Annotated in this window: 19 protein-coding genes; 3 read left to right on the top strand and 16 right to left on the bottom strand. The window is 40.7% G+C overall.

From position 1 onward, the window contains the following. Positions 1-145: 145 nt before the first annotated feature. Positions 146-2,110, top strand: coding sequence for a peptide ABC transporter substrate-binding protein (locus tag O3646_RS07890; protein WP_371610741.1), 1,965 nt, complete (start codon positions 146-148; stop codon positions 2,108-2,110). Between the two features lie 99 nt (positions 2,111-2,209). Here O3646_RS07890 and O3646_RS07885 read toward each other — a convergent pair whose 3' ends face one another. From O3646_RS07885 to O3646_RS07860, 6 genes are all read right to left on the bottom strand, one after another. Then, the gene (locus tag O3646_RS07885) at positions 2,210-4,213 is read right to left on the bottom strand and encodes an FtsX-like permease family protein (protein WP_371610740.1); all 2,004 of its coding nucleotides are present in this window, start codon (positions 4,211-4,213) and stop codon (positions 2,210-2,212) included. Then, a complete protein-coding gene (locus tag O3646_RS07880) occupies positions 4,206-4,973 on the bottom strand; it encodes an ABC transporter ATP-binding protein (protein WP_371610739.1) in 768 nt (255 codons plus the stop codon). Before O3646_RS07880 ends, O3646_RS07885 begins: the two co-directional genes overlap by 8 nt. 176 nt (positions 4,974-5,149) lie before the next feature. Further along, a complete protein-coding gene (locus tag O3646_RS07875) occupies positions 5,150-5,713 on the bottom strand; it encodes a hypothetical protein (protein WP_021152825.1) in 564 nt (187 codons plus the stop codon). Between the two features lie 213 nt (positions 5,714-5,926). Further along, positions 5,927-7,045 carry a DUF4767 domain-containing protein gene (locus O3646_RS07870; protein WP_371610738.1) on the bottom strand — a complete coding sequence of 373 codons (1,119 nt, stop codon included), beginning with the start codon at positions 7,043-7,045 and terminating at the stop codon, positions 5,927-5,929. 83 nt (positions 7,046-7,128) lie between these two features. Beyond that, positions 7,129-7,986: an alpha/beta hydrolase gene (locus O3646_RS07865; RefSeq protein ID WP_371610737.1), complete on the bottom strand. Its 858-nt coding sequence runs from the start codon at positions 7,984-7,986 to the stop codon at positions 7,129-7,131. Continuing rightward, positions 7,973-9,265: a PTS transporter subunit EIIC gene (locus O3646_RS07860; RefSeq protein ID WP_371610736.1), complete on the bottom strand. Its 1,293-nt coding sequence runs from the start codon at positions 9,263-9,265 to the stop codon at positions 7,973-7,975. The genes O3646_RS07865 and O3646_RS07860 overlap by 14 nt, the downstream gene beginning before the upstream one ends. A 321-nt stretch (positions 9,266-9,586) precedes the next feature. Here O3646_RS07860 and O3646_RS07855 point away from each other — a divergent pair, with 321 nt between their 5' ends. After that, on the top strand, positions 9,587-10,981 hold the full coding sequence (locus O3646_RS07855; RefSeq protein WP_347102231.1) for an MFS transporter: 1,395 nt from the start codon (positions 9,587-9,589) through the stop codon (positions 10,979-10,981). Between the two features lie 275 nt (positions 10,982-11,256). Further along, on the top strand, positions 11,257-11,952 hold the full coding sequence (locus O3646_RS07850) for a VIT family protein (protein ID WP_371610735.1): 696 nt from the start codon (positions 11,257-11,259) through the stop codon (positions 11,950-11,952). Positions 11,953-11,982: 30 nt separating this feature from the next. Here the strand turns inward: O3646_RS07850 and O3646_RS07845 are convergent, their stop codons facing one another. From O3646_RS07845 to O3646_RS07800, 10 genes are all read right to left on the bottom strand, one after another. Then, on the bottom strand, positions 11,983-12,522 hold the full coding sequence (locus tag O3646_RS07845) for an NADPH-dependent FMN reductase (protein ID WP_049489037.1): 540 nt from the start codon (positions 12,520-12,522) through the stop codon (positions 11,983-11,985). A gap of 314 nt (positions 12,523-12,836) precedes the next feature. Next, entirely contained in the window at positions 12,837-13,853 is a 1,017-nt protein-coding gene (locus O3646_RS07840; protein ID WP_371610734.1) for an Rpn family recombination-promoting nuclease/putative transposase, read from the bottom strand. 290 nt (positions 13,854-14,143) lie between these two features. Next, positions 14,144-15,067: an L-lactate dehydrogenase gene (locus tag O3646_RS07835; RefSeq protein ID WP_156671534.1), complete on the bottom strand. Its 924-nt coding sequence runs from the start codon at positions 15,065-15,067 to the stop codon at positions 14,144-14,146. 152 nt (positions 15,068-15,219) lie between these two features. Next, on the bottom strand, positions 15,220-16,107 hold the full coding sequence (locus O3646_RS07830; RefSeq protein ID WP_371610733.1) for an Rpn family recombination-promoting nuclease/putative transposase: 888 nt from the start codon (positions 16,105-16,107) through the stop codon (positions 15,220-15,222). A gap of 115 nt (positions 16,108-16,222) precedes the next feature. Further along, positions 16,223-17,824: a type I restriction-modification system subunit M gene (locus tag O3646_RS07825; RefSeq protein WP_371610732.1), complete on the bottom strand. Its 1,602-nt coding sequence runs from the start codon at positions 17,822-17,824 to the stop codon at positions 16,223-16,225. 21 nt (positions 17,825-17,845) lie between these two features. Continuing rightward, positions 17,846-18,139, bottom strand: a complete 294-nt coding sequence (locus O3646_RS07820; RefSeq protein ID WP_021144391.1) for a helix-turn-helix domain-containing protein — start codon at positions 18,137-18,139, stop codon at positions 17,846-17,848. Continuing rightward, positions 18,129-18,494: a type II toxin-antitoxin system RelE/ParE family toxin gene (locus O3646_RS07815; RefSeq protein ID WP_371610731.1), complete on the bottom strand. Its 366-nt coding sequence runs from the start codon at positions 18,492-18,494 to the stop codon at positions 18,129-18,131. The genes O3646_RS07820 and O3646_RS07815 overlap by 11 nt, the downstream gene beginning before the upstream one ends. Before the next feature lie 164 nt (positions 18,495-18,658). Next, positions 18,659-19,879, bottom strand: a complete 1,221-nt coding sequence (locus O3646_RS07810; protein WP_371610730.1) for a restriction endonuclease subunit S — start codon at positions 19,877-19,879, stop codon at positions 18,659-18,661. A gap of 7 nt (positions 19,880-19,886) precedes the next feature. After that, on the bottom strand, positions 19,887-22,364 hold the full coding sequence (locus tag O3646_RS07805; RefSeq protein WP_371610729.1) for a DEAD/DEAH box helicase: 2,478 nt from the start codon (positions 22,362-22,364) through the stop codon (positions 19,887-19,889). Further along, complete coding sequence (locus tag O3646_RS07800) at positions 22,306-23,157, bottom strand: Hachiman antiphage defense system protein HamA (RefSeq protein WP_371610728.1); 852 nt, start codon at positions 23,155-23,157, stop codon at positions 22,306-22,308. The genes O3646_RS07805 and O3646_RS07800 overlap by 59 nt, the downstream gene beginning before the upstream one ends. Positions 23,158-23,163: the final 6 nt, after the last annotated feature.

The raw sequence follows: 23,163 nt of genomic DNA, 5'->3' as shown, positions 1-23,163 counted from the left end.
AAATTTTTATTCCTTAAAAATCCCATAAAATCAAGGGTTTCACTGTATACTGGTGTGTAAATATACAAAAAAAGTTCAAAAAACACTTTATTTTATAGATTGATTGGAGTATAATAATTAAAATTATTCAAAAGGAGACACGAATATGAAAAAATCGAAGCTTGCTCTTTTAGCAGGTGTCGCCGCGGCTTCAACGCTTTTCCTTGCTGCATGTGGCTCATCTTCTAATGCGTCAAAAGGGACTACCTACAACTACGTGTATGGTACAGACCCTGATTCCTTGAACTATTTGACTTCAAATCGTTCAACTACAAGCGACATTACAACCAACTTGGTCGATGGTTTGTTTGAAAACGATCAATACGGTAACTTAGTGCCTGCTCTTGCTGAGGACTGGTCCGTTTCAAAAGACGGTCTCACTTATACCTACAAGCTTCGAAAAGACGCGAAGTGGTATGATTCAGAAGGAAATGAATACGCTGACGTCACTGCACAAGATTTCGTGACATCTCTAAAATACGTAGCAGATAAAAAATCGGATGCTCTTTACTTGGTTCAAAACTCAGTCAAAGGCTTGGATGACTATGTAAACGGGAAAACCAAAGACTTCTCAACTGTTGGGGTAAAAGCTGTTGATGATCACACTCTTCAATACACTTTGAACCAACCTGAATCTTTCTGGAATTCTAAATTGACCACTGCTACCATGATGCCAGTTAATGAAAAATTCTTGGAATCAGCTGGGAAAGACTTTGGTAGCGTGAAACCAAATGGTATCCTCTACAATGGTCCATACATTTTGAAATCCTTCACTTCAAAATCACAAATCGAGTTGGATAAAAACCCTGATTACTACGACAAGAAAAATGTTCACATCGATACGGTTAAATTGACTTACTTCGATGGATCTGACCAAGACTATCTTGCTCGTAACTTCTCAGATGGGAACCTATCTACTGCTCGTCTCTTCCCAACAAGCTCAACTTACAGTACGATTGAGAAGAAATTCAAGGATAACATCGTTTATTCCCCACAAGATTCTACTGTTTACTACGCTTACTTCAACGTCAACCGTCAAAATTACGGCCATACGAAGAAGACATCTGATGAGCAAAAGAACAACACGAAGACAGCCCTTCAAAACAAAAACTTCCGTCAAGCTTTGAACTTCGCTTTGGATAGAACTTCCTACAGCGCTCAAGTTAACGGGAAAGACGGAGCATCAAAAACTCTACGTACCCTTCTAGTTCCACCGACATTTGTGCAAGCGGACGGGAAAGACTTCGGTACGCTCGTTGAAGAAAAACTTGCCGCAACAGGAGATGAGTGGAAAGGTGTTAGCTTTGCTGACGCGCAAGATAGCTTGCATAATGCGGATAAAGCCAAAGCGGAACTTGAAAAAGCGAAATCTGAATTGCAATCACAAGGTGTTCAATTCCCAATCCATATCGACTATGTTGTAGACCAATCTTCTAATGCTCTTGTCCAACAAGCAGACTCTATGAAGAGTTCTATTGAAACAGCGCTTGGTAAAGACAATGTCGTGATCGATGTACAAAAATTGTCTACAGACGATGCAGATAACGCTACTTATTTTGCCCAATCACCAGAGCAAAAAGACTTTGATATGGATATCACTGGTTGGGGACCTGACTTCCAAGACCCATCTACTTACTTGGATATCTTAAACTCAACAGATGGTTCAACCTTGACTGGTATGGGACTTGATCCTAAGAAAGACCAAGCACTCATCGAGAAAATTGGTTTGAACGAATACCAAGCATTGCTAGATGCTGCCAATGCTGAAAAATTGGATACCAATGCACGTTATGAAAAATACGCTGCTGCCCAAGCTTGGTTGACAGAAAATGCCATGGTTCTTCCAATCTACTCTAAGGGTGGAGTTCCATCTATCACGAAGGTAACACCATTCTCAAGAGCAAATTCTGCAATTGGTATTAAAGGTGAAACAACCTTCTTCAAATACCAAAAGGTTCAAGACAAGACAGTCACAACTGCTGACTACGAAAAAGCTTATAAGAATTGGTTGAAGGAAAAAGAAGAATCAAACAAAAAAGCGCAAGAAGAACTTGTAAAACACGTGAAATAATCACGAAAGAAAACACCGAGGATATAATCCCCGGTGTTTTTTGTGCTAACAAAATGTTGTATGTTTCATCTTATTTCTAATCTTTTATAGACTCGAACGCTATCTCACGACAATCTTTCGATAACTTCTAGAAGTCAGAAGAAAGACGAGAACGTAAGAGATGAAAAAGACAGCACAGATAGAAAGAGTCGTTTGAAGGACCAAGCCCGCATTGGTTGCTCCTAAGATAGCAACGATTTTTGCGATCATCTTGTAGGCTACTCCTAGGTACAGGAAGGAGAAGAATAATGGAAGAAAAAAGACAGTGAGTATCTGTTTGCGAATGGTGGTGCCGGTTTGCTTTTGGTCCAATCCTACTTGTTGCAAGATCACAAAATTTTCCCGATCCTCATGACCCTCTGAAATCTGTTTGTAGTAAATGACGAGAACTGTAGCTAATAGAAAGATCACCGATAGAAAAATCCCGATAAATAGAAGAGTCCCTGCTGTTTCACGCCAATCTTTCTCTATACTGTATCGATCAAATCCACCAAAATAAGTCGCACCATATTGACTGATTTTGTCTGTCGAATACAGCTCTTTGATCAAACCAGAGATAAAATCTTGGTTATCTTTATCTTTTGCGTTAATAGAAAATTCCAAATTTTTATCAACTTTTAGTCCCAGTTGGTTCAAGTCAGGAAGAACCAGGTACAAGCCCATTTGGTGTTGAAACAGGTCGGATTGAGGGAGTTTCCCTTGGATAAAATTGGAATCTAATTTTTGTTTAATCGTGAAAGTTTTCCCATTGATTTCTAATTGTGCGTCTAATCTTCCAGGATACTGATACCCATAAGCCAAGATTTCATTTTCCCCAAGCTCAACTTTTTGCCCCGTCAGTTGCTCATAAGTCGCCTGATCAAAAAAGTAGACTGTTCCTTCTGACTTCAACTCCTGACCAGTTGATGGAGTGGACTGGTCATTCACCTCTAAGCTCCTTCCATCAATCTTTCGAATTTCAGCCGACCAATATGTTGTCTGTACCACCTGATAATCTGACAGATGTGTTGCATCGGCTGTTTTCTTAATTTGAGCTTGAACATCCTTGATAACCGGTTCTGTCTCAGCATCTGAAGGCATATGCCCCACACTAATCATGTAATCAGAAGGGTAAACCGTATCTAGGTAATTCTGCCCTCCAATAAAGATATTGAGCGACCCGGTTAAGGTGACCAAGACCATGGTGGAAAGAATACTAATGGTCGCGAGGCCCGCTGCATTTTTTCGCATCCGAGCTATTAAGTTAGAGACAGATATAAAATTCTCTGGCTTGTAATAATAGGATTTCCGACCTTTGAGAAATCTTAAGAAGGTAATAGAGCCTGCGTTGAATAAGAGATAAGTCGCTAGAATGACCAAGATGACGGCAATAAAGAATCCTTGGACAGCCGCCACCGGACGCTCTGCGGTTAGCGCTATATAAAACGCAATTCCTAAGAGCCCAATTCCTAAAAGAGTTTGGACTAGCAAGAAGCGTCCCTTCTTCTCTCCTGCCTTTTTCTGTTGCATGAGGTGGAGGGAACTGTAGCGCAAGAGGCGGAAAGAATTCAACAAGAGAATGAGGCCAAAAGCTAAGGCTAACCCAAGTAAAGTGTTAAGAACAGCCCCTATCTGGAAGGTTGATTGAATGACGACTGGTAAACCCATACATTTTAGAAGCAAGGCGAAAATCAAGCGATCAAACAAGAGTCCCAAACCCAGTCCTACTCCAACTGTGAGGATATAGAAATAAAGTAATTCCCAAAAGGTCATGACGAGGAGGTGCTTCTTCTCCATTCCCAGAACACTGTACAGGCCCAGTTCTTTGGAACGATTTTTCATGACATAGCCATTGGCATAAGCCACTAAAATGATGACGACCAGCTGGACGACGAAACTGCCAAAACCAAGAACAGTTCTCGCCGATCCCCCTCCGTAAGAATCCTCTAAATGAGGGGTCAATGACAAGGCGATAAAACTATAAAGGATCATGGTCGTTAAAATAACAGCCAAGGCAAAGGGATAATAGAGATTGCGATTTTGTTTGAGGTTGGAAAGAGCCAATTTACTTGTTAATTTAAACATCACGATCCTCCTTTCCCGCCATGATCGTCAAGGTATCCGAGATTTCTTGGAACATCTGACGCTCTGTCTTTTCCCCGCGGAAGATCTGGTTGTAAAGAATCCCGTCCTTGATAAAGAGCACGCGCTTGGCCCGTGCTGCCGCTGCAGTCGAGTGAGTCACCATGAGAATGGTTTGGCCCATGCTATTGATATCCTCAAAGACATCGAGCAACGCAGCCGAAGATTTGGAATCCAGCGCCCCTGTTGGCTCATCCGCAAGGAGAATTTCAGGTGAGGTGATGATGGCCCGTGCTACGGCTACCCTTTGCTTTTGCCCACCAGAGATTTCGTAGGGATATTTTTCTAAAAGCTGGTGAATGCCCAACTCCCGACTCACGCTATCGACCTTACTCATCATTTCCTTGACCGGTCTGCGAGAGAGGACCAGTGGAAGGAGGATATTGTCCTTGACCGACAAGGTATCGAGCAGGTTGAAGTCTTGAAAAACGAAGCCTAGTTTTTCCCGGCGGAAGCTGGAGGCATCCTTGTTTTTGATGGTTGAGGTATCTGTGCCATTGAGGTAAACCCGCCCTTCCGTCGGCTGATCCAGCATGGCCAGGATGTTGAGGAGGGTTGATTTCCCGGATCCTGATTCCCCCATAATGGCGACATACTCACCCTTTTCCACGGTGAAGTGAATATCCTTTAAGGCTTCAACCTGCGTTCCTTGAAAGCGGGTTTTGTAGATTTTTTTGATATGTTGAACGTCTAGTAGGATCATGGTCCATTCCTTTCTAGCTCGATAAAAGCTTCAATCTTTTTTTACAAGTCTATTGTACTAAAGCTGAAACGCTTTCACCATAACATAACCTTACATTTTACCCTTTATTTCTTACATTTTTGTAAGAAAGCAAAAATAGGCTAGGACTTGAGGTCCTACCCTATTTTTTTCATTGATTATTCAGCTGATGAAGAGAGCAATGGCGCAATTGATTTATATGCACTTTCAAGAGCTTGTTTCATAGTGTCACGTCCAGATTTCAATTGTTGTACAAAAACAGTACGCCCTTGTTCAGGAACAACCGTATCATCTGAACCACCAGTTGAAAGTGCTGTATCAAATTGAGTTTTTGATTCGTCCAATGTCTTGAGAGCTGGTTCCACTTGTTGAGTATATTTAGATCTCAGTGATTCGGGAATTTGATCGCCAATATCTTGAGCATATTTTTTATAGTTATCCACTAATTTACTATAAAGAGTTTTCATATCACCAATTGTTTTGGCATTATCGATTTCATCATCAGTCAACAAGACAATTTCTGGAATTTTAACAGAAGAGGTTGCTGATTTAGATGATTTTGATGAACTGCTTGATTTGCTTTCTGAAGTAGATGATTTTTCTACTTTGCTAGAAGAAGCTTTTGCATCTTTGCTTGATGATTCTGAAGCAGTTTTACCAGAACAAGCTGCTAACGTTGCAACTGACAAGAGAGCCACACCGGCTGTAAGAAGTTTTTTCATATTTTTTCTCCTATAAATAAAGAATGAATATATTTTAAATGATTTTCCTTTAATTGTCAAACATTTTCTGTTTTTAAACACTTGTATACCGCTAATTATCACTAGTTTTTAACATATTTTCTATCCTGAAAAATATCGTTTATTTTGTATTTTTATTCATTATTTGAATAAACAAAACCAGAAAAACAGTCTTTTTCTGGTTTATTCTTCTTTTTATTGATGAAGTAACTGTGTAAATTCTTCTTGTAGTTCCTTGTTGTCCGTTGGTTTTAGATACATCTTTCCACCATTGGTCGTTGGAGAATGAAAGACAATGCCTTCTCCTGTATCTGTAATGGCAAAGAAATAACTATGCACATCTGGATACTTGTCCCAATTGCTATAGCGTTCCACGATGCGGTATTTTGCATTTCCTTGACCAGTATCCGTATAAATGGCATCCATCTTGCTATTTTCCCCTAGAGTATAGAGGTTGTCTGGTCCTACATCACCGCCAGCGATGCCTTTTTGATAGTTGGGTTGGCCCATCTTTTCGCCCCAGGTCTTCATAAATTCTGCCAATTTTGCTGATTTCTCAGCATTCCAAGGCGTTTTTTCCTGGCTTTGGCTATTTCCCGCTGATGGTGTGCTGTCAAAAGTTTGCCAATCGAAACTCTTGAGATCCAATTTTTCCTCATCCGATTTTCCAAAGAGGCTATTCAGATCTGACCCAGGTACTTGGACTTCTTCTTCCTGGACTTTGGTCGCAGCTTGAGGCGTCTTTTCTATCCGTGAAAGCACAGCTACCCCACGGCCAGTTCCTGACATCCAGCTGACTTCTAAGACTTCTCCTCCCTGATAGAGGGTCGTCGCATTGCGCGCTCCACCGTGTCCAGCGACGAAACCTTCAGCTAGCAGAGTCGGTTTTTGGTCCTTGAGGTAATAAACTCCTGTCACAAAGTAGCTTCCATCGGTCTGCTGATTGGCGATGATCATCTCATCTACCCCATCGTTATTTAAGTCCTTAAAGGCATAGCGAACGGCTTCTGGCTGATTGATCACGGTCTCGATCACCCAACTATTGATCATCCGATCTTCTTTGGCTAATGCATCATTCAATTTGGAAATGGCATCTAACTCTTTTGAAGTGGCAAAAATCTTTTGGTAGTCTGAAAAAACAGACTGGTATAATTGTTTGTTATCTGCTTTTTTCGCTTGTTTTTTAGTGCTTGTCTGGCTCGTTGCAACCTCTTTTTTAGGACTGGACTGGCGCTGGTATCTTTGGTAACATCCTGTCAACAAGAGCGTACTTGAAGCCACTAAGCTCAACTGCATCCAATGTTTTCTTTTCATCTTATTTCCTATAGTCTCCCTTATTTTCATACTAAACTTTATTATACTAAAAAAAGCATGAGGAAGAAATCCCTTCGTCACACTTAGTTTATTTTATTCGGTTTGGCTCGACGATCCGTTTGACTTTCAATATGCTCTTTCACCAAGGCAACCACCTCATCATTGGTTGGAAGGTCCGAGTGCTGGGCATCTTCCCCCGTCACCGTAATCTCCGTATAGCTAGCTGCTTGGTTTTGGTAGATATACTTCCCAGCAGAAACACTGGCATCTGGGACCAACTCATCTGAATCATAGGTGATGGTCCCTGCTACTGAATACATATGAAGGGTTGTGGGGATAGCTTCTTTTCCCTTGATAAAATCGGCCAACATCTCAGATTTATTTTTGATATTGGTCTCCGTGAAATTGTAGGGAGTTCCGATGGTCATGAGGGTCTTGAGATCCACATCATAATCCCCTAGATAATTTTCAATAAAGGCTGTATAAATCAAGCCACCGTTGGAATGACCCAAGCCTTTAAAATTATTAAAATTGTATTTTTCTTGAAGGGCTTCGAAGGCTTGATTAAATAGTTTGGCTTGCTTTTTAATGTTGCTATAACCATCTTTGTTGTTTTCAAAACCAACCACAATTACCGGCTCATTGTCCTTGGCATCCATACTTCCACTATAGGTGATATGCCCATCATTCCAAACCTTAACCTTAAGTAGACTGTGTTTGGTTCCTTGGCGGTCTTGGTTGAGCCTGGTCACCAAGCCATCAAAGCGGTTCTCTGTCGCAGAGCTTCCCGGGATCATGATGATGGGAGACAATTTTGAATTATAAAATTTCTCGATTCTTGAAACATTGGTCCGAGTCCAGCTATAAGAAGGAATGGCTAAAGCGATCAAGAAAAGACTGACCAAAGTAAGGACGATGGCTGTTTTTTTAGATGGCTTCATCGCTTTCTCCTTTCACTTTTAAATCTTTTCGGATACGATTTCCCATGCGGACAAATGGTAGATAAAGGAGCACATCGACGGCAAAACAAAGTATACTGACAGCTAAGGCTCTCAAACTTCCTCCGGTTCCAATAAAAGCATAGAGAAGGCTAGGAGTCCCATCTGGCACCGGATAGACGGCTGCTGGCATCAGTTTGAGGCACAAAGCTACAGCTGCTATCGCCATATTCACCAAGGGGATCAATAAGAAGGGAATCACATATAGGAGGTTGAGAAGGACCGGTATCCCTACCATGAAAGAAGCCCCATTGTTAAAGAGACTTGGAAACAGACTGAGGAGGCTGACTTTCTTGTCCTTTTGACTTCGTGAAACCAGCAGGATCGCTACCAATAAGGCTAGAACTGCACCAATTCCACCTACCAGACCAAAACTGCGGTACAAATTGGTCAAGGTATAGAGATGAGGAATGCCTGTCGTTGAATGATGGGTCACAGCGTAGGTGAGATTTTCCAAAGCAAAGTTATCATCCGCAATTGAGTTCAAGGCAAAGGCTTGACTATTACCAAACCAAGCAGATAGCCCACTAAATAGTCCCATGACAAAGGTGGACAAGAGATGATGACTGCTTACCGTGAGAGAACTAAAGAACTGACCGATCGTTTGAAAAACACGGTATTGATTCCCCAGAAGGAGAAGAAGATTGAGGCTAATTCCAAGGAGTAAGGATAAGAAAATGGGACGCACCGTCTTGGGTTGATAGATGAAATCCTTGTCTACAATCTGGTCGTCACTGGCCTTGGATAGACGAAAGATCTGCCCAATTAGATAGCCTAAAAAAATCGCTAAGACAATATTGGTCGTCGCAGGTAAGGTGATACGCGTCAGTAGCCCATCATGGAGGGGGCCCACCAACAATTCCTGAGACCCCACTATTAGACTGACCAAAAGAGCAGTCACGCCGGCTGTCCCTGTACTTCTACCATAGTGCCCAGCTGTATATTTTCCAGCGAAGTAAGTCGCTAAAGGTCCTGCTAGACCTCCTAAAAAATTGGAAAAATTGATAAGGACTTGGCTAATAGCTTGATCCCACGGCAACCAGCTTTCCATCGAAAAGAGCTGATGGATATAGCCTCGATCGGAAAAGACTGATAGAGCGATCACCCGAATGATCCCTGAAAATAGGAAAAAAGGAAATAAGGAAACCAGGGTCTTCTGGGAAATTTGAATCAAACTTTTTTCTCGTAACCAGAAAAACTTCTGGACTAAATACTTGGTCATGGGGCCTCCTGTTCGAGTTGATTGACTTATTCACGTTGCTTACTTTCTTCTTATTATACCATACTGGCGAGCCTTTCCTTTCGTTTGGAAAGACGTCATCAGTTGAGAATGCTGTTAAAATTTTCAAAACTTTTCAAAAACTCTTTGACAGGGGTCTTCATTTCCTCTATACTATTTGTTAGCTAACAAAACGATGAATCATGTTAACGTCAGCCTGCTATGCTCATAGCAATTGGAATTGATGGGAAATGAGAGAGATAGGATGGATTTTCAGACCATTTTTACAACATTATAGAAAGATTTAGGAGGAATCAGACGTCCATGTCACAAGAAAAAATTTCAGCCAAGGTCCTGTACGCTATTTTTGCAACAGGGATCCTTTCCTTTTGCGGGGTGGCTGGGGAAACCGCTATGAATATCACCTTCCCAATATTGATGAAGGAATTTGAAATCAATACTGCAACCGTCCAGTGGGTTACGACCATCTATCTTCTAGTGGTTGCCTGTGTGGTCCCCTTGTCTGCCTACCTCAAACGCTCTTTTAAAATGAAGTCCATCTTTTTAGTTGGAAATCTTCTCTCTGTTTTAGGTGTTCTTATCGACTTCCTTGCCCCAAGTTTTGGCTTTGTGGTCCTGGGGCGATTGGTCCAAGGAATGGGGGTTGGTTTTGCCCTTCCTCTAATGTTTAATATCATTTTAGAGCAGGTCCCAAAACGCAAGATCGGTCTCATGATGGGAGTGGGTACCCTAATTACAGCCATTGCACCAGCCATTGGGCCTACTGTCGGTGGTCTCTTGACGGCTAACTTCGGTTGGCGGTCCATCTTTTTGGTTCAATTCCCGATCCTTCTAGCTTCGCTAGTTGCAGGACTTCGCTCCATTGAACAAATCAGTAAAGTCAAACGAGAAACCCTTGATATCATGAGTCTCCTTGCTATCATTGCCCTTTTCTTAGGGTTGATTCTAGGCATTCACGGTCTCTCTGACCATGCTTTCTTTAGTTTTTCTGTCCTTGGTTGGCTAGTGATTGGGTTCTTGGGACTGGTTCTCTTGGTCTGGCGGTCCAATCAGTTAGAGACTCCCATTATCAACCTTGCCATCTTAAAGAACCATCTCCTCACTGGCCATGTTCTTGCCTTTTTCACCTTCCAATTAGGTTCTCTGGCCATGAGTTTCCTCTTGCCCAATTATGTCCAATTAGTCAACCACTCGAGTACCACGCTTGCAGCCTTGATGCTGCTTCCAGGAGCCATCATTGGGGCTGGTTTTGCTCCCTTCTCTGGTCTCATTCTAGATAAGTTGGGTGCCCGCAAACCGATTCTCCTTGGAGCTACTTTAATTCTTCTGGCCCATTTCCACTTTACCCTCTTTGGACTGAAGCTGACAAATGGCTTGATTCTCATCTTTTACATGATCTTCATGACCGGTATGGGACTGTCCTTTGGCAATATTATGACCAACGGACAAAAACAACTCTCTCTGGAAGAGCAACCTGATGCGAACGCGATCTTTAACACCCTGCAACAATTTGCAGGTGCTGTCGGAACAACACTGGCTTCGCTGATTGTTGCCATGAGCCAAGCTAATCAAAAGATGGACTTTACTCAAGCCACTGCTAAAGGAAGTCGCAACGGTTTTATGGTCTTATTTGCCTTGGGCATCTTCCAACTCCTTCTCTTATTTTGGGTTGTTGGGAAAGAACAAGATACGAATTAATTTTTCTCATCATAAAACAGCAATTTGCTGTTTTTTTGTTATCCTTTTCTGACCCGTGTGACAATGCCATCAGGATCCTCAAAGGTAAAGTCACTTCTGCTAAATAAATCTTGCTAGAATAGGCGTATGACCTATTCTTTCTTTTTGCTTGCAGTGCCAAAGATTATAACTTAAATTTCATTAAATTGTCGAACTTTTATCATTTGAGTTAAAATCCTTGCTTTCTTTTTGTACTTTATTTATAATCATTCTAAACAAGATAAAGGAGACATTGTATGAATGAAATGAAACATGGAGTAGATGAATCATTTAACGACCGATTGAATATCTTGAGAGCCGCTGTTCTCGGGGCCAATGATGGGATTATTTCTATTGCTGGGGTGGTGATTGGGGTAGCCAGTGCCACCTCAAACATCTGGATCATTTTCCTTTCTGGCTTATCAGCGATTCTGGCAGGTGCCTTTTCGATGGCGGGCGGTGAGTATGTCTCTGTTTCCACTCAAAAAGACACGGAAGAAGCCGCTGTTAACCGCGAACAAGCCTTGTTGGATCGCGATCCAAAGTTAGCTAGAGAATCTCTCTACCACGCTTATCTTCAAAATGGAGAATGCGAAACTTCCGCAAAGATTTTGACAGAACGGGCCTTTCTGAAACATCCCCTCAAAGCCCTAGTCGAAGAGAAATATGGTATCGAATATGAGGAGTTTACTAATCCTTGGCATGCTGCTGCATCTAGCTTCCTTGCTTTTTCGGTTGGTTCCCTTCCTCCAATGCTCTCTATCATTCTCTTTCCAGCTACCTATCGCATTCCGGTGACAGTCTTCGTTGTTGGACTATCCTTAATCTTCACTGGCTATACCAGTGCAAAACTGGGAAAAGCACCAACCAAGCAAGCCATGCTTCGCAACCTGATCATTGGCCTTCTCACCATGGGTGTGACTTACTTCTTCGGACAACTCTTTAGTATCTAAAAAAGCTGAGACTTTTGTCTCAGCTTTTTCTTATGCTTCTAATAGATCTTGTGCTTGTTTTTTCAGTCCTTCCACTGCTTCGTCCGTCAAGATTAATTCACCTGTTCCCCAAGCTTCTGGGTTAACAGTTGTTCCAGTGAACTCTCCAACTACTTGAGTTCGAACGAATGGCAAAAGCGCTTGGTATGCCTCAAACATTGGTTCGTGTCCGGCATTGGCTACTGAAGAAACCGTTACGATCTTATCTTGAAGGGCAGATGGACCACGAGTTTCTGACAGGTCAAGGGCACGGCTAAGCCAGTCGATCAGGTTTTTCACTACACCTGGAATAGCAAAGTTATAGACTGGCGAGAAGATCCAGATGGCATCCGCAGCAAGAACCGCATCACGCGCTGCCTGCACAGCAGGCAGGGTTGGTGTTTCCAAATCTTGGTTCATCATTGGAATGTCCTTGTAGTCCAAGTAAGTCACCGTTGCTTTTCCTTCCAGAAGGCTTTCTGCTTTCTTAGCCATTTGGTGGTTAAAAGATCCTTGACGAAGAGATCCGACGATAAATAAAATGTTTTTCATTGTTGTCTCCTCTTTCTGTTGTAAGATTTTTTGTTACAATAGCTATTATACACGATCATAATGTAATGTCAAGGATTACAACTCGGACATTTTAAACTTTTATTCCATTTCACTAAGGATGGGCCAAGAAGAATGAGAAAAAAGGTTGGACAAAAGTCTCCAACCTTCAATAAATCACAACCGTATAAATCTGTAGAGGATCAACATCCAAGAAAAACGACTCCCAGAGATCTTTACAATCCATTCTAGAACTACTTTTTTCTAAGCAAGATAATTCTCAAAGTTTCTTTGTTCCACAAATTCTGTTCGCGCTACTACTCCTCGTTAGACGAATCAGTAGCCAACATTTTTTTGATGGATTCCCTGGATAAATCCGTCATTTCAGCAATCATCTCGATACTCATTCCCTTCAAAGCCAGCTTCTGAATCAGAGACTGCTGACCAGCTTGAACTCCCAGTTCCATGCCTTCTTGTCTGCCTTGTTCTAATCCCTGCTCTAATCCCTGTTCGAGACCTTGTTCAAGACCCTGTTCGAGGCCTTGTTCGAGACCACGCTCGAGTCCTTGTTCGAGTCCCTGTTCAAGACCTTTTTTCAACCCTTTCTGAAAACCGGCTTCCAGTTGTTCTTTCCGAAAGGTATCCATGCTCATTTCCCAATTTTCTCTGATACGAATCCGTTCATCAATCATTTCTTTTTCCTCCCTTGTCCAATTTGATGGGATCAGGAGTGATTCTGCCTGCTCGATCACTTGATCTGGTTGATGACTGAATGGGCGATTGCCAAAAAATTCAAGCCATTGTCTCCAGTGAGCATTCAACTCCGTATCTCTACTTTCATTATACTTATCCAACTCTAAAAAGGCAACCTTTAACATATTGTGCGCTACTCCATTCTTTCGAGAGCTATAAAGAGGTGTCCCGTCTACTGTATGGCGCATTTCATAGACATTGACGGGTGAATCTAAATGAGGAAAAATACTTCGCTTCAGGATAGCGATCCCATAGACCGGCTCCAGCTCCTGGTACATAGAATGGGTCGCTCCTTTCTTTCGCTTGCGTTGGACATTTTCTACCAGTTGATTGGCTAAATAATAGTGGAAACGATTCAAGAAATACTCTTGCTTCAAAACTTGAATCTCAATGATCACTTCAAGCCCACTATCTAGTCTTGCTCTCACATCAACGGATGTTTCAAAAGGAAGATCCCCTAAAAACCCCTGCTCATGGATTTGGTCTCCTTCTAAAATCTCAACGGACTCTACTGGCAGATCCAATACTTCGCGGATGAATTTGGCTGTCACATCCGGCAGACTAAAAATCTTTTTTGCCATTAAATCCAAGGTGGGCGATACTTACTCGTGTCGTTTCTTCATAGCAACCTCCAATGATTTCGTGTAGGGAATCCCCTCACTTATACCATTCGAAAAAATTGCAGAAAATGAGAGTGGGACAGAAATCGGTAATTCGTTAGAATTTGATTTCGTCGTCCCACCTCCGCACAGTTGAGTAGAGCTGTAAAAGCTGATGAAATCAGCGTAGTAGAGCCCACTCAACCACTGCGTCTTGCTCGACAATCCAAAAATAATTGAGAGGCTAGGACTTTTGTCCCAGCCTCTTGCTTTTATGCATGCTCCAATCCTTTTCGTGTATTTTCCTTGATGGTTTCAGCTGAATGGAGTAATTTTTCTTTTTCTTCTTCTGTCAAATGCAAGTCCAATCGTTCAAGAATTCCTTTTCGACCTACGATCGCTGGATAGCCAAGATAGGTTCCATATTCTGGACGATAGTTAGACACTGGCATTTCCTCGTGGCTATCATTGATCACAGCTTCTGCCAGGCGTTGGGCTGCTGCTGCAATCCCAAAGTTAGTATAGAATTTACCAAAGAAGACCGTGTGACCACCGCGCAAGGACTCGTAGTTGATGGCGTCAAGCTCTTCTTGAGAGAAGAGATCGGTAATAGCGTGTCCCTTGACACGGACCTGACTCCAAGCAACAAATTGAGAATTTCCGTGCTCACCGAGGTTGTAACCTGATACACTAGCAGGAGAAACCTGCAAACGATCAGCGACTGCACGCTTCATCCGAGCTGTATCCAGTAACGTCCCTGTCCCAATCACCTGCTCTTTTGGAAGGCCAGTATATTGTTGATAGAGTTGAGTGACGGCATCGACCGGATTGGTCACTACCAATAAGACCCCGCTAAAACCAGAAGCCTTCAAATCACGCGATACTTGCACTACTTGCTTGCTAGTAAAAGGAAGCTCCGCAAAACGGTCATCAGTGTTATTAGCCTGCAACTCGATATTTCCAAGAGTCGACACCACGACATCCGCATCTTTTAAAGCCGCGTAGTCATTGACCGTGATATGCACCGGATAACCTGTATTGGCAACCGTATCACAGAAATCCAAGGCATCAGCCTTGACCTTTTTCTCATTGGTATCAATCAAGACCAAATGATCACAGGTGTGTTTCAAAATCATGCTGTGTGCCAAGGTCGCACCCACATGCCCCAAACCAATAATACCAATTTTTCTTGTCATCAGAATCCTCTTTTCTAGTATCGATCACACTGTTGGTGAGGATAGCTCTTTGTTGACTCTATTCTACCACAATTCTAGAAAGGCGGATTGAAAAAATGGGAAAATTTTCAAGTTTTTTCAAAAAGAAAAGAGGCACTACCTCTTTTAACGACTCAAGAAAGAAGAGTCTCAATCTCTTCAAGCGACAAACCTGTCATCTCTGATATCAGATCAGGCGTCATTCCTCGTGAGACCATCTCGCATACCAACTGTAAACGAGCTTCATTCCGACCTTGTTCCAGACCTTCTTCACGCGCTTCATCAATCGCCGTCTCCAGGGTCATATCATAATTTTCTTGAATACGAATACGCGCGTCTATCATGGTCTTTTCCTCCTTGGTCCAGCTAGATGAATCTAATAATGAATCTGCGTGGGCGACAGCCTGACTGGGAGCTTTTGTGAAGGGAAGATTCCCAAAAAACTCTAGCCACTGTCTGCCTGCATCTGTCAGGTTCTCATCTTTATTATACTTGTCTAGCTCTAAAAAGGCAACCTGCAGAAGATTTTGGTGCTTGCCATTTTTATAATAGGCCTTAAGTTGCTTGCCGGACTGGCTATTGGTCAGCCAGTATTTATTGATGGCAGCCTCTTCATCCAGTAAGAGCGACTTCTCCAAAATCGCAATCCCATAGACGGGCTCCATCTGCTCATACATCTTATGTGTCTGACCTTGCTGGCGCAGTTTTTGCACATTTTCCACCAGCTGATTGGCCAAATAGTAATGGAACCGATTCAAGAAATACTGCTGCTTGCGAATCTGGATCTCGATGATCACCTCGGTCCCGTCGTGGAGCTTGGCTCTCACATCCACCGCAGTGGAGAACAGGTCATCCTCCTCATAGGCCATGCTGTGGGGCTGGCTTCCTTCCACAATCTGAGCATCCGCTACATCCAGCTCCAAAATGTCCCGAATAAATGCTGCCGTCACCTCCGGTAAACTAAAAATCTTCTTGGCCATGATATCCAAGGTCGGCGATACATGCGCGTGTCTCTTTTGCATCCCTGCTCCTTTTCGATAAAAAATAGAGGGAAGGTCCCTCTACTTCTATCATTCGAAAAAAATTTGGGAAATAGCGAATAGAGTACCCTTTACCTAATCCCTATCTCCTCGCACCCTAGCCCTTAAACTCTTGGACAAATTTCTTGAGTTCGGCATCGGCTTCTGGTGTCGTTCCATGAAGTTGGCTGAGCATGTCTAGGAGAGAAGCAGTCTGGGTCTCGATGGTAGCGTTGGTTTGGTTGATCTTAGCCACGATCTCTGTCAGTGGCTCCACTTCTTCTTCCACAAAGGTGTCCACATAGCGAGGGATATTGAGGTTGTAGTCATTCTCGACGATCTCCTCAAAACTAGCCAGATGAGCAAACTTATCCATGTCCTCTCTGCTCTTATAGGCCTTGAGGATCTTCTCGATATGGGCATCCGTCATGATGTTCTGGTTCTTGCCCTTGTCAAATTCCTTAGAGGCATCGATAAAGTAGACATCACGATTAGTACGGTTCTTTTTGAGAATGATGACCGTCGTTGGGATGCTGGTATTGAAGAAGATATTGGCAGGAAGACCAATCACCGTATCAATGGCCCCTTCTTCCAGCAAGGCCTTGCGAATGGTTCCTTCAGCATTGCCGCGGAAAAGGACCCCGTGAGGAAGGACGATCGCCATGACACCCTTGTCCTGCTTGAGGTGGTAATAACCGTGCAAGAGAAAGGCGAAGTCTGCCTTGGACTGAGGCGCGAGCTTGCCAAATGGGGAGAAACGAGGATCTTGGAGGAAGCCGGAGCTTGCAGACCACTTAGCGGAGTAGGGTGGGTTCATGAGGACCCCATCAAAGTTGGTCGGCTCTTGGGTCGGCCAGTCTTCATCTAGCGTATCCGCATTGTGCAAGAACTGGTTTTCCACCGGAACCCCGTGTAGGATCATGTTCATCCGAGCCAGGTTATAGGTAGAGGTATTGAGCTCCTGACCAAAGTATTGAACCGTTTCAGGCTGGTGAGAATATTTCTTGGCATTGAGCAAGAGGGAGCCCGATCCCATGGTGGCATCGTAGATGGTAAAGCCCTGCTGGTCTTCACGCCCTAAAAAGGCAATCTGGGTCATGAGCTTGGCTACAGGCTGGGGCGTATAGAACTCTCCAGCTTTCTTACCCGAGTCGGTCGCAAACTGACCAATCAAGTACTCGTAAGCATCCCCAAGCATGTCTCCTGCATGACCCGCCACATCCAGCACTGCCAGCTCTTTCATAACGGCAGCCACTAGCTGGTTTTGCTTTTGAGGAGTTGCCCCTAGCTTCTTGGAATAGAGATCAATGTCCTCAAAGAGGTTTTCATAGAGGTCATCACTTTGCTCGATGTCTCGGAAACCCTGAGCCAGATCTTCCAGCTGGAAGGTCCCTTCATTGACCCGGTCTACCAAGGCCGTAAAGGTCAAGTCGGGCTTGATGACATAGTTGAGCTCATCGGTGATGACGGAGATCAAGTCCTCTTGAGAATCGGGATCCTCATAGTAAGATCGGTAAATCGCCAAGGCTTCATCCAAGCTCTCTGTCTCCTCCTCCATGGTCTCCGCCACGAAGAAGAGCAACTTATCTGAGAGGTACTTGTAAAAGATCATCCCCAAAAGGTAAGACTTATAGTCATTGGCATCCATCTTAGAGCGGAGCACATCTGCTGAGTTCCACAGGGCTTGGTAGAGCGACTGGGAGGTTTGTGTTGTTTCCATAGTAATTCTTTCTGATTCCTTTTAGACCTTTTCTTGTTCCAGTGGGACTACGGCGAGGGTCTTGCCCAGACTGGCTAAGACTTTCAAGACCGTGTCTAATTGAGGACTGGTCTTTCCCGTCTCCATCCGAGCGATGACCGGTTGGCTGACCCCACTGAGTTCTTCTAGTTTCTTTTGGCTAATGCCTTTTTCATGCCGGGCTTCGATCAGCTCTGTCATAATCGCGACCCGCAGATCACTTTCCAGGATTTCTTCCTTGGTGAAGAGCTCTGCTCTCACATCTTTCCAATTGCTGCCAATGGCGCTATTCTTCATCTCTTAGCCCTCTTTCCTTCAAATCTTGCAACTCCCGCTTGGCTTTCTCGATCTCTCGTCTAGGTGTCTTTTGCGTCTTTTTGACAAAATGATGCAATAAGACAAAGCTCCCATCCAGCCAAGCCACGAATAAAATCCGATCCCGTAAGGGTCTCAACTCCCAGATCTCCGCATCCAGATGCTTGATGTAGGGGTGGCCAGCACGTGTTCCATGCTGGCTCAAAAGCTCGATGTAGTCGTTGAGCTTGTTTAGTTTGATCCGGCTGTCCTTATTATCGCGACGAGCTAGCTCCCTCATGTAGTCCAGGACCGGTTGGTTCCCCTGTTTGTCCTTATAAAAATAAATAGCGTGCACAAAGCAACCTCTTTTCGAATTTATTATAACTCTAAAGTTATTAAAAGTAAATACTTTTAAGTTATTAAATACTAAGGAGCGCCCTTTGAAGAATCAAAGGGGCTCACTTATACTATTCGAAAAATGATGGACTTGTATATGATTATAAGGTTAATTTTTGAAGGTTAGATAAACATATCTTGTAAGAGTTTCTTTTTGAGTGCTTCTAACTGAGAAATTTTTTCTTGGTGAGAAGCAATGAGGTTATCGATGTTTGAGAAGTAGGAACCGATGGCTTGTTGTTCAGCAACTGTTGGAATAATAATTGCAATATTCATAAAATCATCAAAACTAATATTTAACAATCCATCCATTCTCGCCCCTGATGAAACGAGTTTTCCTAGTTCCCGATCTGGGATTTTTGTTGAAAACATAATTTCAATAAATTTAGCATCAGCTAGTTGATTAACTCTAAAACTATGATAAACCTTTGGAACGAGTGCTTCTTCATATTCCTGTAGTTCAAAAACAACTCCATATTTTGCTAGTTTTGAATTACCATGGTTATATGATAGTTCCCCTTTTTTTAAAAGGGTATAATTCTTTTGTTCTTTTCCAGCAATATTAGCAGAAAATCGATCAATTTGATTCATCCAACCGCCAGATGCAGAAATTGTTAAAGTTGGTAAATCCATTCTTCCATCATTACCCTGTACACGATGAGCGACATCTTTTAATTTAGACTTTTCCCACTCTCCTTCAAATCCATCTAAACGAATCTCAGGAACAGTCTGTCCAGCTTTGGGAAACATCTTGGTGAGCATGGTCGTCTTGAGAGATTGGTAGTTAGCAAGATTGTCCTTGTAGCTAGCCAGAAGGTCGTCGAGGGTGCGGAAAAGAGAGCCAATGGCGGATTGTTCGTCTAGAGATGGAAAAGATATTTTAAATTTTTCTACATCATTTTTTGTAATGTTGGGATCTTTTCTACTACTCGCTGCGACATTTCTCCAGCTTTCCTTTTTAAAATTTAAAAAATTTAGTAGAAAATTTGGATTAATCTCATTGACCGGCATCAAAGCTGCTAGGGCTTGATTAATCGTAGCAGGATAAGCTAGTAACCCTGTTCTTCCAATTTGATTAAATCCACCGTACATTGCTATCAAAACAGATTTTTCAGGTAAAACTTTTAATTTTGTTGCTCCATATACTGAGATATTTTCCTCATTAGAACATATTATAGAATTATTTAAATCTGTTGTTTTTATCCATGGAATTTCTCCATTTTGATAATTCCTATCATCAGATCGTGACGGAGTGTTCCCGGAATAAACTTCGTATAATTCTCCTAATTTCGATTTAGTCCAAATATTTTCAAATTCATTGAATCTTATTTTAGGTTTATTCATTTTCCTATCACTCTCTCATGTTTAATTTCACTTCAGAAATCAAAATTCCATTTTCTTTATTTTCATTCATTTTATCAATTATTATTGGATCAAAAAAAATCGAACACTGTTTTAAATCTACACTATAATAATCTTTATATTTTTCTTCTAGAAGGTCACAAATTATGCCACTTACACCACAGTTAAGCATGGCTATACGCGTCTCATCTGTAGTTCCGAATTTAATTTTATTATACAGATTGGCAGAAATGAGGTTCAATTTAAAAAGTACATCTATAAATTTCATAATTTCATTATCAATAAAATCATACTCTTCCTTCAATCTAACAATTGCTAAGTTTACTCTTTCTATATGATTCTTTTGGTTTAAGTCAGTCCAAAGCTTTCTGAAACCTCCACCACGTGTCTTATCTCCCCATTTTCCAACGAAAACACTTTCCTTTTCCTTAGTAGACAAATCATCCCAATAATTTAGGACATCAGTTACCATTGCTGTCATTTTTTTAGACCTCATCCTCCAACTAATCAACATAATGTAAAATAATTGAGCTTTATGAGATTTTAATCGTCTTAAATTCTCTTCATTACTGTTTTCATCAATTCTTGAGAAAAATAGAAAATTTAACAATTCGAAAACACTATCTAGATTTTCAGCCATAGATAAATTAGATAAATGTGATTGAATTTCCATCTCTATTGTAAAAATATTAAAAATAGTTACATTATTTTGATATAAAAGTTTTCCTACTTCTGTTTTAGCTATATTAACAGTTTCTTGAATTTCAATATCATCATCTGAAATGTTTGCTAATAATTCTTCTGCTTTACCTTTCTCATCGTCTGAAGATGAAGTGTAGGTTAATAAAGGATTTTCTGGATTATCTTGGGAACTATTTTCATCTTGTATAAGTAACTTTCTACCTTTAACAAAAATATCAAAATTCATATTAGTCGGAGCATATTTGCCTTTTATAATATGTATTTCTGGTAATAAATAGTCAAGTTTCCCTGTCTTAGGGTTAAATATTTCACTAAATCTACAAATTCGCCCAATCAAATTTTTAAATCCTGATGGAGTTAAATAACTATTCCCTCTTTTAGGATTTAAAATAAACATTCGAGTCGCAGGTAAATTAACACCTTCAAGTAGTGTAGAATTTGCTACTAAATATTTAATCTCATCTATCTCAGAATATAACTCCTCAATATAAAAACGGACTGACTCTGGCATCGAGCCATGATGGTATATAACACCCTTACGAATACACTCTATCAATTTATAATCTTTATGGATAAATTCCTCAAGATCGTTGGTAATTTTTTTAATAATTGGATGCTCAATTGGTTTAAGATTACTCGACAATTCAATTGCAAAACTTTCAATATCTACAGGTTTATTTAAATAAATAATATTTTTCCTTTCTGCTTCATTAATTACAACCTGACAATCATTTGTGATGCTTTGCTTTTGAATTTGAATAAACCTTTGACTTTTTGGAGAAAATTGATCCAATAGTTCCTTTGTATTTCTATTTAAATCATGAAAGAAAAACATTTCTGATTTAACTTGTTCAGTTACCTTGTGCCATTCATTCAAATCATTACCCAAATACTTAATTTCTAAACTCTTTTTATCAATCAAGAATGGAGTTAAATATTTATATACTGAGGCAGGATTTCTCTTCTTGTTTATTATTAATACTGATGTTAAAAGTACACTCCTTGCATTATCAGGTGTAAATCTATCTAATAAATTATGCGCCTCATCAACTATTATGAAATCAAAAGATAATTCTGGATGTTCTTGAAGTAGTTTAAGTAATCTCTCTTGCGTTAATACAGCTAAAATATGTAAATCAATTTCTGAATACATATCTGGCTGAGTGACGATTTTTCTATAACCAAATTGGTTAACGATTCTCTTTTTAGTCTGAGTTAAAAAAGATTTAGTAGGTGTAATAATACAAATGTTTTTGTCTTGAAATTTTTCAACAAAAGATAAAATTAACTCTGTTTTACCATATGAGGTTGGTGCAACAATGATTTGTGATCTATTAAGATTTAAGTCAACGGATTTATTAAGTTCAAGTTGCCCTATCGTTCTATATATATTGTTAGTAATATATAACTTACTTTCTAAATTATTAAAGAACGTATATGAATTGCCGTATTTTATGTCATATTCAAGAACATCACTGATAAAATGAGAAATAGGAATTAAACCTTTATTTAAACTAACTTCATACAATGGTTTATAATCATATGTGTACTGGCTGTATAAAATAAACAGTCTGTATCCTAACTTAATTAGCTCTTTATTATCCAAACAAACAAAATAAATAGCTAAAGACAAAATTTTCTCTAAATCTGACTCATCTGTTATCTCTTGTTTTAAAAACTTATAATACAGATCGGGAAAGCCTGTATTATATAGTTTTTTTAAAGTGAGTAAATTTACCTTTTGAGACTGTTTTTCTTCTCCCATTATTTATCCTCTTTAAAAACATCAATCCACATAAAAATATTATTATTTTTTTATACGTCTCTTTTTGAATTGCAATTATTTTTATTTGGTTGTAGATATTTTTTTCTAGAAACTTATTGTAAATATCTTCAACATCAATACTAGAAATCTGCGAAATTTTCAAAGATGAAAAAACTATACCCGCAAAAACCACATTTTTATCATTGCTTTCATGAGTATTACTTGATTTTTCAAGCAAATCTATAACATTTTGTTTTTCATCACTACTTTTTACGGAAGAACGAACAGATTTAATTGCATTTAACCACAATTGTGAATTTTCCATATTTAATCGACTATTCAAATCTCGTTGAGCAGTATTCAAGCGTTCACGAATTTTACTAGAAGCATTCTGTTGAACATTGGGAACCCCTGCTTTGGATTCAATTACCCAGACATCTTCATCAGTATCATGTGCGATAATATCAAATCCCTTCTTCACATTTCTTTCTTCCATGTTAAAAAAAGGAGAAATAATTTCTAAATCGGTATATTCTCTGATTAAAAGGTTTAAAAGAAACTCCCCAATAGCTCCTATTTTTTGATTTTTAGCATAAGGTAATCGATAATTTAGAAATTCTTCTAGTGATTGCTCAGTTGAGAAATGTACACTATTTGATATGAGAGCATATTCTCCGTGACAGATTACTCTAAATTCACTCTCTATTCTTTCTTTCAATTCCTTAGTAAAAGAAGTAACCTCTAAAATGTGAATATTCTGATTAACAAATCGCTCATTTATTCCAGGAATCATCTTTCC

It is taken from the genome of Streptococcus sp. 27098_8_148 (assembly GCF_041432105.1).
Taxonomy (GTDB): Bacteria; Bacillota; Bacilli; order Lactobacillales; family Streptococcaceae; genus Streptococcus; species Streptococcus parasanguinis_AE.
The sequence above is the reverse complement of the archived record's forward strand: the minus strand, read 5'-3'. Positions and strand labels throughout refer to the sequence as shown.